Source organism: Niabella beijingensis (assembly GCF_020034665.1).
GTDB lineage: Bacteria > Bacteroidota > Bacteroidia > Chitinophagales > Chitinophagaceae > Niabella > Niabella beijingensis.
The window spans coordinates 1,837,543-1,850,148 of sequence record NZ_JAIQDI010000001.1 but is presented as its reverse complement, the minus strand read 5'-3'; the positions used below and the strand labels follow the sequence as shown (position 1 = coordinate 1,850,148).

Annotated in this window: 11 protein-coding genes; 5 read left to right on the top strand and 6 right to left on the bottom strand. The window is 49.1% G+C overall.

Annotation, left to right across the window (positions count from 1 at the left end):
• Positions 1 to 54 precede the first annotated feature (54 nt).
• Positions 55 to 522: a hypothetical protein gene (locus K7B07_RS07755; RefSeq protein WP_223708716.1), complete on the top strand. Its 468-nt coding sequence runs from the start codon at positions 55 to 57 to the stop codon at positions 520 to 522.
• Positions 523 to 603: 81 nt separating this feature from the next.
• Here the strand turns inward: K7B07_RS07755 and K7B07_RS07750 are convergent, their stop codons facing one another.
• A complete protein-coding gene (locus tag K7B07_RS07750; protein WP_223708714.1) occupies positions 604 to 1,578 on the bottom strand; it encodes a deoxyhypusine synthase family protein in 975 nt (324 codons plus the stop codon).
• A gap of 129 nt (positions 1,579 to 1,707) precedes the next feature.
• Between K7B07_RS07750 and K7B07_RS07745 the strand changes: the two genes are divergently transcribed.
• Entirely contained in the window at positions 1,708 to 2,250 is a 543-nt protein-coding gene (locus tag K7B07_RS07745) for a Uma2 family endonuclease (RefSeq protein ID WP_223708713.1), read from the top strand.
• 127 nt (positions 2,251 to 2,377) lie between these two features.
• Entirely contained in the window at positions 2,378 to 4,225 is a 1,848-nt protein-coding gene (mutL, locus tag K7B07_RS07740; RefSeq protein WP_223708712.1) for a DNA mismatch repair endonuclease MutL, read from the top strand.
• 782 nt (positions 4,226 to 5,007) lie between these two features.
• On the opposite strand, the gene K7B07_RS07735 is transcribed toward mutL, so the two are convergent.
• Together K7B07_RS07735 and K7B07_RS07730 are read right to left on the bottom strand one after the other, a co-directional pair.
• Positions 5,008 to 6,525: an OmpP1/FadL family transporter gene (locus K7B07_RS07735; protein ID WP_223708711.1), complete on the bottom strand. Its 1,518-nt coding sequence runs from the start codon at positions 6,523 to 6,525 to the stop codon at positions 5,008 to 5,010.
• Between the two features lie 19 nt (positions 6,526 to 6,544).
• Positions 6,545 to 7,564 (bottom strand): hypothetical protein, encoded by a 1,020-nt coding sequence (locus tag K7B07_RS07730; RefSeq protein ID WP_223708710.1) that lies wholly within the window; start codon positions 7,562 to 7,564, stop codon positions 6,545 to 6,547.
• 289 nt (positions 7,565 to 7,853) lie between these two features.
• On the opposite strand from K7B07_RS07730, the gene proS reads away from it, so the two are divergent.
• On the top strand, positions 7,854 to 9,329 hold the full coding sequence (gene proS / locus K7B07_RS07725; RefSeq protein WP_223708709.1) for a proline--tRNA ligase: 1,476 nt from the start codon (positions 7,854 to 7,856) through the stop codon (positions 9,327 to 9,329).
• Between the two features lie 62 nt (positions 9,330 to 9,391).
• Here the strand turns inward: proS and K7B07_RS07720 are convergent, their stop codons facing one another.
• The 3 genes from K7B07_RS07720 to lpxA all read right to left on the bottom strand — a co-directional run bounded on the left by K7B07_RS07720 (position 9,392) and on the right by lpxA (position 11,476).
• Complete coding sequence (locus tag K7B07_RS07720; protein WP_223708708.1) at positions 9,392 to 9,799, bottom strand: cobalamin B12-binding domain-containing protein; 408 nt, start codon at positions 9,797 to 9,799, stop codon at positions 9,392 to 9,394.
• Between the two features lie 269 nt (positions 9,800 to 10,068).
• Positions 10,069 to 10,695, bottom strand: a complete 627-nt coding sequence (locus tag K7B07_RS07715; RefSeq protein WP_223708706.1) for an ABC transporter ATP-binding protein — start codon at positions 10,693 to 10,695, stop codon at positions 10,069 to 10,071.
• Positions 10,670 to 11,476: an acyl-ACP--UDP-N-acetylglucosamine O-acyltransferase gene (gene lpxA, locus K7B07_RS07710; RefSeq protein ID WP_223708704.1), complete on the bottom strand. Its 807-nt coding sequence runs from the start codon at positions 11,474 to 11,476 to the stop codon at positions 10,670 to 10,672. Before lpxA ends, K7B07_RS07715 begins: the two co-directional genes overlap by 26 nt.
• A gap of 167 nt (positions 11,477 to 11,643) precedes the next feature.
• Here lpxA and K7B07_RS07705 point away from each other — a divergent pair, with 167 nt between their 5' ends.
• Positions 11,644 to 12,582, top strand: coding sequence for a helix-turn-helix domain-containing protein (locus tag K7B07_RS07705; protein ID WP_223708702.1), 939 nt, complete (start codon positions 11,644 to 11,646; stop codon positions 12,580 to 12,582).
• Positions 12,583 to 12,606: the final 24 nt, after the last annotated feature.

Below are 12,606 nucleotides of genomic sequence, written 5' to 3'. Positions count from 1 at the left end.
ATTATCTTTTCATATCAGTTAACGAGGATTATTTTACCTGATAAATAAAAACTAATGGAACCAAATACTACTGAGCAAAAGGAGGAAAGCCTTTTTGCGGAAATGGCTGCGATCAAACAATTTGAGATGGCGGAATACGCTACCGCGATAAAAAAGGCCCGGAACGCGCTTTTTTGGGTAGCCGGGATCATTTTTGTAACGGAAATGGGGGTTTCTTATTTTCAGCTGGGGGGCTTTAATCTTACCGTGTTCATTTTTGCGTTTGTAATTGCAGCGATCTTTGTCGGGCTGGCCTTATGGACCCGGCAAAAGCCTTACCTGGCGCTGGTAACGGGACTGGTGCTGTACCTGCTTTACATTTTACTGGTAGCTTTTGTAAACGGATCGGCCGATGGGGCATCCGGTTTCCTTAAAGGACTGCTGGGAGGCTTTATTATCAAGATCGCTATCATCGCCATTATCGTTAAAGGGATCCCCAATGCAAAGAAACTGCAGCAGGAAAAAGAGCAGGGCCTCTTTTAACAACAACGCATAAAAATCAGTTGCAATAAAAAAGCGGCACTGATCATCAGCGCCGCTTTTTTTATTATAAGCCGGTTGAATCTACCAGCCCAGGATCCAGGCAAATACCAGCGGTGCCACAATGGTAGCATCGCTTTCAATAATGTATTTAGGGGTGTCGATGTCCAGCTTACCCCAGGTGATCTTTTCATTGGGAACCGCACCGGAGTACGAACCATAAGAAGTAGTGCTGTCACTGATCTGGCAGAAATAGCTCCAGAAGGGTACGTCGTGCCATTCCAGGTCCTGGTACATCATGGGCACCACGCAGATGGGGAAGTCACCGGCAATACCACCGCCGATCTGGAAAAAGCCCACGCCTTTGCCAGCACTGTTGTTCCGGTACCAGTCGGCCAGCCAGGCCATGTATTCGATACCGCTTTTAACGGTGCTGGCTTTCAGTTCTCCTTTAATGACATAGCTGGCAAAAATATTCCCGGTGGTGCTGTCTTCCCAGCCCGGTACTACGATCGGGATATTTTTTTCTGCGGCAGCGATGATCCAGCTGTCTTTGGGATCGATCTCATAGTATTGTTCCAGCTCGCCGCTTAACACGGTTTTATATAAAAATTCATGCGGAAAATAACGTTCTCCTTTTGCTTCTGCTTCCGTCCACTGCTTTACCAGGTGTTGCTGCAACCGGCGGAAGGCTTCTTCTTCCGGGATACAGGTATCGGTCACCCGGTTGTAATGGTTCTCCAGCAGTTCCCATTCTTCTTTTGGTGTCAGGTCGCGGTAGTTGGGAACACGTTTGTAGTGTGAATGTGCCACAAGGTTCATCACATCCTCTTCCAGGTTGGCGCCGGTGCAGGAGATGATCTGTACTTTATCCTGGCGGATCATTTCTGCCAGAGAAATGCCCAGTTCGGCAGTGCTCATCGCCCCGGCAAGGGTGATCATCATTTTGCCCCCTTCTTCAAGATGGGTAACATAGCCTTTGGCAGCATCCATCAGGGCCGCAGCATTAAAGTGTCTGTAATGATGTTCAATAAATTGAGAAACAGGTCCTTTGCTCATAATTTTTTTGAATTTTTACTCCGCCTTCAGATCACAATAAGGTGAGACATTGCGAACCGCAAAAATAAAGATTTGGTGAAAACGGCGGGATGAAATCTTTGTGAACCTATAATTTTGTAACTTGCTGATATGGGAGCTACAATGGCACAAAAAAAATACCAACCTCCGCCAAGAACCGCTATGGAAGTATATGAAATGCTTCCGGAAGGAACCCTTGCGGAAGTCATCGATAATGTACTTTATATGTCACCCGCACCAACCTTTGAACACCAACAGCTACTTGCAGATTTATTTACAGAAATAAACCTCCATGTAAAAAAGCAGAATTTGGGCATATGCGTCTTTTCACCGATAGACGTTTACCTGGGCAGCAATAATGCCGTGCAACCGGATATCGTTTTTATTGCAAATGAAAACCGCTCTATCATTCAGGGCGGTAAAGTAAAAGGTGCGCCTGACCTGATAGTGGAGGTGTTGTCGGGCAACAAAAAACACGACCTGCAACTGAAGAAAAACTTATACGAAACCTTTGGCGTTAAAGAGTATTTTATCGTGAACCCTGCTGATAAAGAAGTAGTCACTTATTATGCTGATGGCAGTAAATTCATTTTACAGGAAAGCAGGAAGGGGAAAATCAAATCAAAACTGCTGCGTAAGACGATCTCCTTCTGATCCCCTGCCTTACCGTACTGAAAGCTGCATCCCATATCTCTGAACAGATATAAGGGATTTCTTTTCCTGAACGCAAAATGATATCCGCAGGAAAACGTACCTTTACCGATTCAAATTTTTAGATACTGTGGCCGATAAGATCCTTTTACTACCTGATAATATTGCCAACCAGATTGCCGCCGGTGAGGTGATCCAGCGCCCGTCCAGCGCCGTAAAAGAGCTGCTGGAAAATGCGGTGGATGCCGGAGCCACAGCCATCCAGCTGATTGTGGTGGATGCCGGCAAAGCCCTGTTGCAGGTGATCGACAATGGCAGCGGGATGAGTGAGACCGACGCCCGTATGTGCTTTGAACGGCATGCTACCTCCAAAATCCGGAATATCGACGACCTTTTCCACATCCACACCATGGGGTTCCGCGGGGAGGCGCTGGCCTCCATTGCTGCTGTGGCGCAGGTGGAGCTGAAAACAAAACGGGCAGAGGACGAAACGGGTACCTGTATTGAGGTGGAGAACAGTACGGTGGTAACACAGGAGCCCGTGGCCGCTCCCAATGGTACCAGTATTGCAATGAAGAACCTGTTCTTTAATGTGCCGGCGCGGCGGAATTTTTTAAAAAGCAATGCGGCGGAAATGCGGCATATTGTGGATGAGTTTACAAGGGTTACGATGGCCTTTCCGCATATCCTGTTCACGCTTACCAGCAACGGGCAGCAGCTGATGCACCTGGAGCCGGGGAGCCTGAAGCAACGCATCATCCAGCTATTGGGCAATACCTATAATGCAAAGATGGTGTCTGTTACGGAGCAGACGGATTATATGAACATCCACGGGTTTACCGGTAAGCCGGAAACGGCCAAGAAAACCCGCGGGGATCAGTATTTTTTTGTCAACAACCGTTTTATCCGAAGCGCGTACCTGAATCATGCGGTGATGAATGCATACCAGGAGCTGTTGCCCGGCGACAGCTTCCCGATGTATGTATTGTTTATCGACCTGGATCCCACACAGGTGGATGTAAATGTGCACCCCACCAAGCAGGAGATTAAATTTGAGGATGAGAAGATCGTCTATGCCTTTGTACAGGCCGCTGTAAAGCATGCACTGGCCCAGTTCAGCATTACGCCCACACTGGATTTTGACCTGGATGTTTCCATTCAGCAGCTGCCGTCGGTAAGCCAGCCCTTTACCAGCGATAAAAAGGAAAAAGCATCCGGCTCTACCCTGTACCAGGGCTTTACCCAAAAGCATCAGGCACATTTTATCGAAAAACCTTCTAATCAGGAGTTAAAGAGCTGGAAAGAGTTTTACGCACCATTGCCAAAAGAGGAGGCCCTGTTCGACTATGAAAAAACGCAGCAGCAGCAACAGCTGGTGGTGCAGCAAAAAAAGAACCGGTTTGAGCCCGATGGCGATACCGAGCTGACGCAGGTGCTGAACACGTACATTATTATGCCGGCAGAAAAAAGTTTCCTGCTCATCAACCAGCAGGCGGCGCATGAACGGGTATTGTACCACCAGATGAAGCAGGCGGCAGCAGGAGCTCCGGTAACCATCCAGAAAAGTATGTTTCCTGTTACCCTGGAGCTTTCCCCGGCGGATGCGGTATTGCTGGCTGAACTATTGCCCGACCTGCTGCTGCTCGGTTACGAAATTGAGCCTTTTGGCAACAACAGTTTTGTGGTGCAAGGTACCCCGGCCGACCTGGAAGATACGGATGAAAAGCACCTGATCGATTTCACCCTGGAGCAATACAAACATTTCAGCAGCGATATCCGTGTCTCCAACCGGGAAAAGCTGATCCGCTCCCTGGCGCGCCAGCGGGCGGTAAAAAGCGGCAACCGCCTCACCGAACGGGAAATGCGGCAGCTGGTAACCGACCTGTTCCAGTGCGAACCCTTCAACACCGCCCCCGATGGCAACCCTACCTACCTGGAGTTTAAGCAGGATCAGATCGAAAAAATGTTCGGGCGGTAAGTAATGCCCCCCGAAGGAGGCCCGCCAATGGTTTTTTTATTAGCATGGCCTGCTATTATGTGGGACCGGGTGCGACCTGCACGACACGGGCCTTTCGTTTGCCAGGGAGAGGAACAATTTTCCATCTTATGTCCCTGTAACTATCGTAACGGCTTTGCAGTGGGGCAGTACAGCAACCTAGCAATGGATTTTTGTAAAGGCCATAGGCCTGATTGATCTTTTAACTCCCGGAATTTATTCCGGGAGACCAACATGCTACGGAGCGCCGGAGTGTCATAGGCACGGCCCATAAAAGTATGCGAGCCCTCCTGTACCCACCAGTATGGGTAGGGAGGGGGTACCCAAAAGGTGGGGAGGGGTGCCCCAAACCTAAACTGACGGAGCAAAAACCTAAACCCGCGAAGCAAAACGCTTAAACGACCTACCTAAAAGGTGGGGGCTTTGCTGCTAAGGGGTGGGTGGGGGGTAGGCAAAAGCTTAACCGACCCATGGCCGAAGGTGGGTACCCCCACCCCCTCAGGTAGGGGTACCCCAGGCAAAAGCTGCGACAGTTTAGCAAAAAGGTGGGTGCGCTAAGGAAAAAGGTGGGGCCCCCCACCTTTAAGGTGGGGGAGGGTACCCCGGTGGGTGGGGTAAGGAGCGGTGATTGCCCTACCCGGTAAACAACAGGCGAATAACACCGTACCCATGCTTGCGGGTGGCTGTAAAGCGGCACCTGCAAAAAGCAGCAGGCCTCCCGAAGGAGGCCCGCCTATAACTAAATTTTCACACACACACATCGTTTAGATCTTAAAGCCCAGTGTAAGCACCACTCTTGATCCGCTGGCTTTAATGGTAGCGGGGTCAAAGTTGCTTTTGTTCTCCAGGCGGTAAGGATAATATACATCATCTTTTGCTGTATAAATATATCCCAGATCGATAAAGAAACCATGATTGCGGTAGCCCACACCCGCTGAGCCCTGGTAGATATTTCCTTTTTCACCTGCCAGGTTTTTATAAGGGTTGCCATAATAAGCACCACCGATACGGGCCATAATGGTGTTGAATTTTAACTCAGCACCCAGGCGGGCATTTAATGCACCTTTGTAAGCATCATCAATGGCAGTATTCAGATCGCGGAAATAGCTTTTATCAGAGATCCCGTTCTCATCATAGGCCTTGAAATTGGAGGCCATATAATTCACATACTCCACGTCGGCTGTTACCAGCCCCTTCTGACTGGAAACATTGTTTACATCCCCAAACAGGTAGGTAAAGCTTCCCAGCAATTTATAAGGTGTCTGTAAAGAATAATCATAAACCGATTCTTCTTCCGGCCGCCATTGGTTGACCGGCTTTCCCTTGTTATCCGGGTTGTTCTCGGATCCGGCTTCGGCATAAGCATCATAATGGTCGGTAAGACTGTACCAGGTAGGCGTATGTGCCGCAATACCGATCCTGAAATTCTGTGTGGGTGTAAACACCGCGCCCAGCTTCACATTTACTCCCATTCCTTTTGTTACCAGGTCGTCTTCAAAATAACCATAATCAAACTGGTTGGTGGCATTCTCACTTTGGTCAAATTCCTCAAATGTTCTTGTTGCACCATACCTCAAGGTAGGCAGACCCACGGATCCCCCCAGGTATACCTTATCGTTCAGGTTCAATCCGCCCCCAATCGCAATTTCCGTAATACCCCCGTTTGTTCTCAGGGTACCTTCCTGGTACAACCCGGTGCTGCGTGCGATGCTGCCCGCAGGAGAACTGTAATTGCCGTTTGCATCTTTGTTGATCCAATAGGTTTGAAAGGCAAGATCGGCACCATAGGGGTCCTGCTCATGACCTCCGAAGGCGTTGGCATTTTCTGCAAACATATCGCCCATGGCGCTTTTATTATTGACCCCATAAAAGCTGAGGCGGTTGTTAAAATCTGCAAGGCGGGTGATACCGATACCGAAGGAAGAGCTTTTGATGGCCTTGTTGCCGCGCCCCTGGCTGGCAAAAACCACTCCTGAAGTTCCGAGGAACCCTGCCGATTTTTTGGCGGTCTCGGTACCATCGTAATAACTGGTCTTATTACTGAGCATATTCAGTCCGCCTGAAATTACCAGGTCTCCCGTTTTGTAAAAACCGAGGTTGGCCGGGTTGGAAAACAGGGTGGATACTTCTCCTCCGATAGATCCGCTGGCACCTCCCAGGGATTGTACCCGCGCTGTTCCGGTTGCTGTCTGCCAGGAGTAACGCAATGCATCCTCAGGTGTCTGAGCCATCACGGTTCCGGCAGATGTTAGAACGATAGCCGCAATTAATAGTTTCTTCATTGATAATCAGTTTAACAAATTAAAATCTTCTTCCGGATCCGCCGCTGCTTCTGCCGCCGCCACCACCACCGGATGAGGCAGGAGGAGAGTAGGAAGGACTTGATGACCGCGAATCCACACTTGGCCTGCTGTAGTTTTCAGAACGGCTGGGCGGCGTATAGGTTTGCGACCGCGGGGTGCTGTAATTGCTGTTCCGGCCGCTATTGTAGGAGTTATTATTGCCGTACCGGCTGTTATAGCGGTCCCTTATTGCCGCGGCCCTGCCACTGCTGGAAGAGTTGCGCGGGTTGGTGTTAACACTGGTATTGTTACGAACTCCATAGGAACCGTTGTTGTTACTGTAAGCCTCTCTTCTGAGGGATGCATTCCGCTGGCTGTAGTTGGGATTGCCACCATTTAAAACCCGTGGGTTGTAGGTATTAAGATTTGCACGGCGTGGTCCGTAGTTCACCCGGTTGCCTACGATAACACCTGGTCCGTAGCCGTAATAGTAGGGGTTGCCCCACCAGCCGGTATACCAGGGATCGTACCAGCCGCCGCCCCAGCCCATTCCCCAGCCACCGTAATAACCGGAGTACCAGGGATTGTACCAGCCACCACCCCAGCCAAAGCCCATACCCATTCCCCAGCCGCCATACCAGCCGGAGTAGTAGGGGTTGTAATACATGTTCCAGTAGCTTACCGGGCTCCAGGGACTGTTCCAGTAGAACGGATCGTTCCAGTAATACCAGTTGTTATAATAGCTGAAATTGTAACGGTTGCCGTAATAGTACCAATCGTCAAGGTCCGACCACCGGTACCGGTTGCGTACTTTCATGCGCAGGTAACGGTCGTCATAGTCTGCATACTCCTCATCATCATAGGAGTCGTAATCGCGGTACCGCTTTTCATCCGACTTTTTAACGTTCGCATATTCATCCTGTGGCGGAGCGGGAGAACTGTAAACATCGTCAGGTGTCTGTCCGGTTTTGTATGCTGTGGTACAGCTTCCGATAAAGAAAGCGCAGCCGAGCAGCAGTATCAATGTTCTGATATTCATTTTGGCGATATTAAATAGTTTATTAATCAGATTGTTATAATTAATCACCAATTGCAGTTAATTGTTACCCTTTTAAATAATACATTTGCAATTGCTGATAAAGTTACGTTAATATTGACGTTCTTTTGTTAAAAAAGATGCATAATATGTTGTTAATTCACAACGAGTTTAACGTAAAAAAGGTTCAAAACGCAACAAGGTTTTTTTAGCGGCGCAGGCAGGGTGCAGACACACTGCGGGACCGGCCGAAAACCCCCGGGATAAGGAATTTATTTAACAATCAAAAAATATGAGCAAGGAAGTTACTTCGAGAGCTGAAGATTATGCACAATGGTACAATGACCTGGTGATAAAGGGCGGTCTGGCCGATTATTCGGCGGTGAGGGGCTGTATGGTCATCAAACCCTATGGTTACACCCTTTGGGAACATATGCAGGGCGCGCTGGACAAAATGTTTAAAGATACCGGTCACGTAAATGCTTATTTCCCGTTGTTTATTCCGAAAAGCTTCCTGAGCAAGGAAGCCGCTCATGTGGAAGGATTTGCCAAAGAATGCGCTGTGGTAACCCATTACCGGTTAAAAAACGACCCGGATGGAAAGGGGGTGGTAGTGGACCCGGAAGCCAAACTGGAAGAAGAGCTGATCGTACGGCCTACAAGCGAAACGATCATCTGGAGTACCTATAAAGACTGGATCCAGTCGTACCGCGACCTGCCCCTGCTGATCAACCAGTGGGCCAACGTGGTACGCTGGGAAATGCGCACCCGTCTGTTCCTGCGTACCGCAGAATTTTTATGGCAGGAGGGGCATACCGCGCACGCCACCAAGGAAGAAGCGGTGGAAGAAACCCGCAAAATGCTGGATATTTATGCCACTTTTGCGGAAGAGTTTATGGCCCTGCCGGTGATTAAAGGTGTGAAAACAGCCAGCGAACGCTTTGCCGGAGCAGAAGATACCTATTGCATCGAATCGCTGATGCAGGACGGTAAAGCATTGCAGGCGGGTACTTCCCATTTCCTGGGGCAGAATTTTGCAAAGGCTTTTGACGTAAAATTCCTCAATAAAGAAAATCAGCTGGAATATGTATGGGCCAGCAGCTGGGGCGTAAGCACCCGGCTGGTAGGCGCATTGATCATGGCACACAGCGACGACCAGGGTCTGGTGCTGCCCCCCAAAATAGCCCCGTTACAGGTGGTGATCATCCCCATTTATAAGGGCGCCGACCAGAAGGCGGCCATCGACGCCAAGGCGCTGGAGATCCTGGAAAATCTTAAAAGTAAAGGTGTTCGTGTAAAATACGATGACAGCGACAATAACCGCCCCGGCTGGAAATTTGCCGAGTATGAAATGAAAGGGGTGCCTGTAAGGCTGGTGCTGGGTGCGCGCGACCTGGAGAACAACAAGATCGAAGTGGCGCGGCGCGATACCCGCGAAAAAGAGACGGTGAACCTGGATGGCATTTCCCAATATGTGGACGGACTGCTGGTGAAGATCCAGTTCGAGATGCTGCAACGGGCGCGGGTGTTTGTACAGGAGAAAACCACGCCGGTGAACAGCTGGGAGGAGTTTGTAAAAACGCTGGATGAAAAAGGCGGTTTTGTTGCGGCGCACTGGGATGGTACCGCGGAGACCGAAGCGGCCATCAAGGAAAAAACAAAAGCCACTATCCGCTGTATCCCGCTGGATAATCCCCAGGAAGAAGGGGTCTGTATCCTGTCCGGCAAACCGTCTAAAGAGCGGGTGCTGTTTGCAAGGGCCTATTAATTTTTGTTCAAGGTTTAAGGTTCAATGTCGGATACGTTAAACCCTTAACGTAAAAACGGAGCTCAGAAGCTCCGTTTTTTTGCTACTTCCGTTTTAATATAGTCTGCTATGGATTGCGTGGTGCTGCCGGGGGCAAATATTCTGCCTACGCCTATGGCGGTTAATTGTGCGGCATCTGCTTCGGGAACTATGCCGCCGCCGATAATAAGTACGTCCTCCATCTTTTTTTCCTTCATCAGCTCCAGTACTTTGGGAAAAACCGTCATATGGGCCCCGCTCAGGATGCTTACACCGATCACATCCACGTCCTCCTGGAGGGCAGTGCTCACTACCATTTCCGGGGTCTGGCGCAGACCGGTATAGATCACTTCCATTCCTGCATCGCGCAGCGCAGTGGCAATAACTTTTGCCCCGCGGTCGTGACCGTCCAGGCCTATTTTGGCAACTAAAACACGAATGGGTCTGTTCATGCGTACAAATGTATGTGTTAAATTGCTGGGGTGATCAAAAATCCCTGTTGCTGCGCTGCGTTATCTGGTTGCAATGCGAAATGAACAGGCTTGTTAACTGGCATATAGTGCAACCAGTAGTACCTGCGTCTTTATTCCATTGTACGAATTCGCCATGGTGGTTCTGGCAAAAGTGCCCTGTATTGCCGGGGATGCCGGGTATTGTACCGGACGATGAAGTGAGTGACACAACCGTTGCTGACAGGAGTGCTGAAGCCGGGTAAAAAAAATCAAAAGGATTTGTAATCCATGATGCTGAGGCGCTGTTTGCAGAATTTATATTCCACCTCATCATTACTGCCTACGATCACCAGCCGGTTGGTGCAGTATTTTTCAATAAGTGTATAGTACAGTTCAATACCCTGCTGGTCGAGGTTGGTGCAGGGCTCATCCAGCAGTACAACGGGGGTGTCTGAATAAATACATTGCGCCAGTTTGGCCCGCTGTTTCATACCGCTGGAGAAGAGCTGGATGCGTTTGTGTGCGGCAGCCTGCAATCCCAGTTCTTCAATGATCTTCCGGGCCGTCATTCCGGCAATAAAGGGTTTGAACTTTCCGTGAAATTCCAGGAACTCCAGGAGGGTCATTTCTTCGATCACTTCCAGGTAGGGTGCGCAATAGGCGATCTGCCGGTATACTTTTTCTGTTGGAACGGGTTGACGGTCTGCCCAGGTACAGCTTCCCTCGTTCACGTGCATGGTACCGCTGAGGACCTGCAGGAGGGTACTTTTCCCGGAGCCGTTTGAACCGATGATGGCATAACTGTTCCCGGATTCAAACCGGAAGGAGAGGTTCCTGAAGATCCAGTCACGGTTGAACCGCTTGCCAGCCTTATTCAAGGCTATCGTCATCGCCATTCCCTTTGGTATATCGTTTAATGATACCACGTGTGCTTTCCTGAACAAAGGTGAGGATCTCGTCCCGCTCGTCAGTTACGGGAAATTCTTCTTCCAGCAGCTGTACCGCCTGGGTAACATTCAACCCACGGTTGTAGATCGTACGGTAAATATCCAGGATATGATTGATCTTATCTACAGAGTAGCCATTCCGCTTCAGTCCTACTGAATTAATGCCGGCATAGCTCAGCGGCTGGCGGGCTGCTTTGATATAAGGAGGTACATCCTTGCTTACCAGCGATCCCCCGCTGATAAAGGCATAGGAGCCTATTTTTACAAACTGGTGAACGGCGCAAACACCGCCAAAACCCACATGACTGCCCAGTACCACATGCCCCGCGATCTGTGTGCTGTTGCTCAGCGTGCAATAGTCGCCGATGACACAGTCGTGGCCGATATGACTGTAAGCCAGGATCCAGCAACCTTTGCCCACCACGGTCTTCCAGCGGTCGCTGGTGCCCCGGTGGATGGTTACAAATTCACGGATCACGCAGTCGTCGCCGATCTCCACGGTTGTCTTTTCGCCTTCAAATTTTTTATCCTGGGGTTCTGATCCGATAACGGTTCCGGGAAATATCTTGCAGTTCTTTCCAATACGGGTGCCTTCCAGGATGGTTACATTTGAGCCGATCCAGGTACCTTCACCAATCTCAACATCCTGATGGATTACAGTAAACGGGTCTATTTTTACATTCCTTGCAACTTTTGCATCCGGATGTATATATGAGTTAAAATGGATCATGTACTTACAGAATCAACCAATATTAAATAATGGCGCAAATTTAGACATTCAACAATTAATTGTAATTATTTTTTTTAGTAATAGGTTGCAAATCAGTTATTATTACGATTAATTGACATTCAATAGTTGGCTTTTTCAGGTATTGGAGATACCTTTGGCTCCGTGTTATGAGTGCAACAGAAGAAATTATAAGATTAAGTTTCAAGGACTTGGATCAGTCGGCTTCCCTGGAGCTGGTCTCGCACCGGGTACACCAGATCCCGGGGGCTGTTCAATACGAGATCAAGCGCTTCAGCCGTTCGGTAAATATTTTAACAGAAGATATGGGAATGCTGGTGTATGAGTACAACAGTCAGAAGCCCAAAGAAAATAACCTGAAACTGAAGTTCTGCCTCGCCGGCAACATGTATTGTGCCAGGCAAGACTGCAGCAACTGTACGGCGGGCCGGCCGAAAGACTGTGCAGACAGTACCGATAGCGTAGATGTAGTGAGTGTTCAGTTCACCCCATCGCACCTTTCGCAATTCATCAAATCGAGAACCAGCAACAGTTTCAGCGACTCGCTGCTGAAGTTCAAACATAAACTTTCCTTTACCCGCACCCTTCCTTTGTGCTGTAAAACAAAAACAGTGATTGAAGGCCTGCTGGGGCACAGCTATAACGGTACGCTGGAGAACATCTATGTAAATGCACAGCTGCAGATGCTGCTGCTGCTGACCATGGACTCCATGGCCGATGATAAGGAACTGGAAGTGATCAGCTGTAAATTCCTCTCGAATGAGGCGGATAAGGACAAAGTGGAAAAGGCCCGGGAGATCCTGATCAAACATATCGGCGAACCCATTACCATTAAAGAGCTGAGCCGCAAAGTAGCCATGAATGAATGCTATCTAAAAAAAGGCTTTAAGGAAATGTACGGCTCCACGATCTTTGATTTCTATCAGAACCAGCGCATGGAACACGCCAAATACCTGCTTTATGAAAAGGGGTTAAGCGTAACGGATGTATCCATGATGCTGGGCTATTCTTCCATATCCCATTTCAGCACTGCGTTTAAAAGATTAACCGGTTTAAAGCCCTGCGAACTGCTGTTTGCATCCAGATAAAAGCCCTGCAAGGCTTTTCTGAAA

Bases quoted from the DNA above. Each gene is read 5' to 3' on its own strand.
- K7B07_RS07755 (WP_223708716.1), top strand. From the start codon at position 55: ATGGAACCAAATACTACTGAGCAAAAGGAGGAAAGCCTTTTTGCGGAA.
- K7B07_RS07750 (WP_223708714.1), bottom strand. From the start codon at position 1,578: ATGAGCAAAGGACCTGTTTCTCAATTTATTGAACATCATTACAGACAC.
- K7B07_RS07745 (WP_223708713.1), top strand. From the start codon at position 1,708: ATGGGAGCTACAATGGCACAAAAAAAATACCAACCTCCGCCAAGAACC.
- K7B07_RS07735 (WP_223708711.1), bottom strand. From the start codon at position 6,525: ATGAAGAAACTATTAATTGCGGCTATCGTTCTAACATCTGCCGGAACC.
- K7B07_RS07730 (WP_223708710.1), bottom strand. From the start codon at position 7,564: ATGAATATCAGAACATTGATACTGCTGCTCGGCTGCGCTTTCTTTATC.
- proS (WP_223708709.1), top strand. From the start codon at position 7,854: ATGAGCAAGGAAGTTACTTCGAGAGCTGAAGATTATGCACAATGGTAC.
- K7B07_RS07720 (WP_223708708.1), bottom strand. From the start codon at position 9,799: ATGAACAGACCCATTCGTGTTTTAGTTGCCAAAATAGGCCTGGACGGT.
- K7B07_RS07715 (WP_223708706.1), bottom strand. From the start codon at position 10,695: ATGGCGATGACGATAGCCTTGAATAAGGCTGGCAAGCGGTTCAACCGT.
- lpxA (WP_223708704.1), bottom strand. From the start codon at position 11,476: ATGATCCATTTTAACTCATATATACATCCGGATGCAAAAGTTGCAAGG.
- K7B07_RS07705 (WP_223708702.1), top strand. From the start codon at position 11,644: ATGAGTGCAACAGAAGAAATTATAAGATTAAGTTTCAAGGACTTGGAT.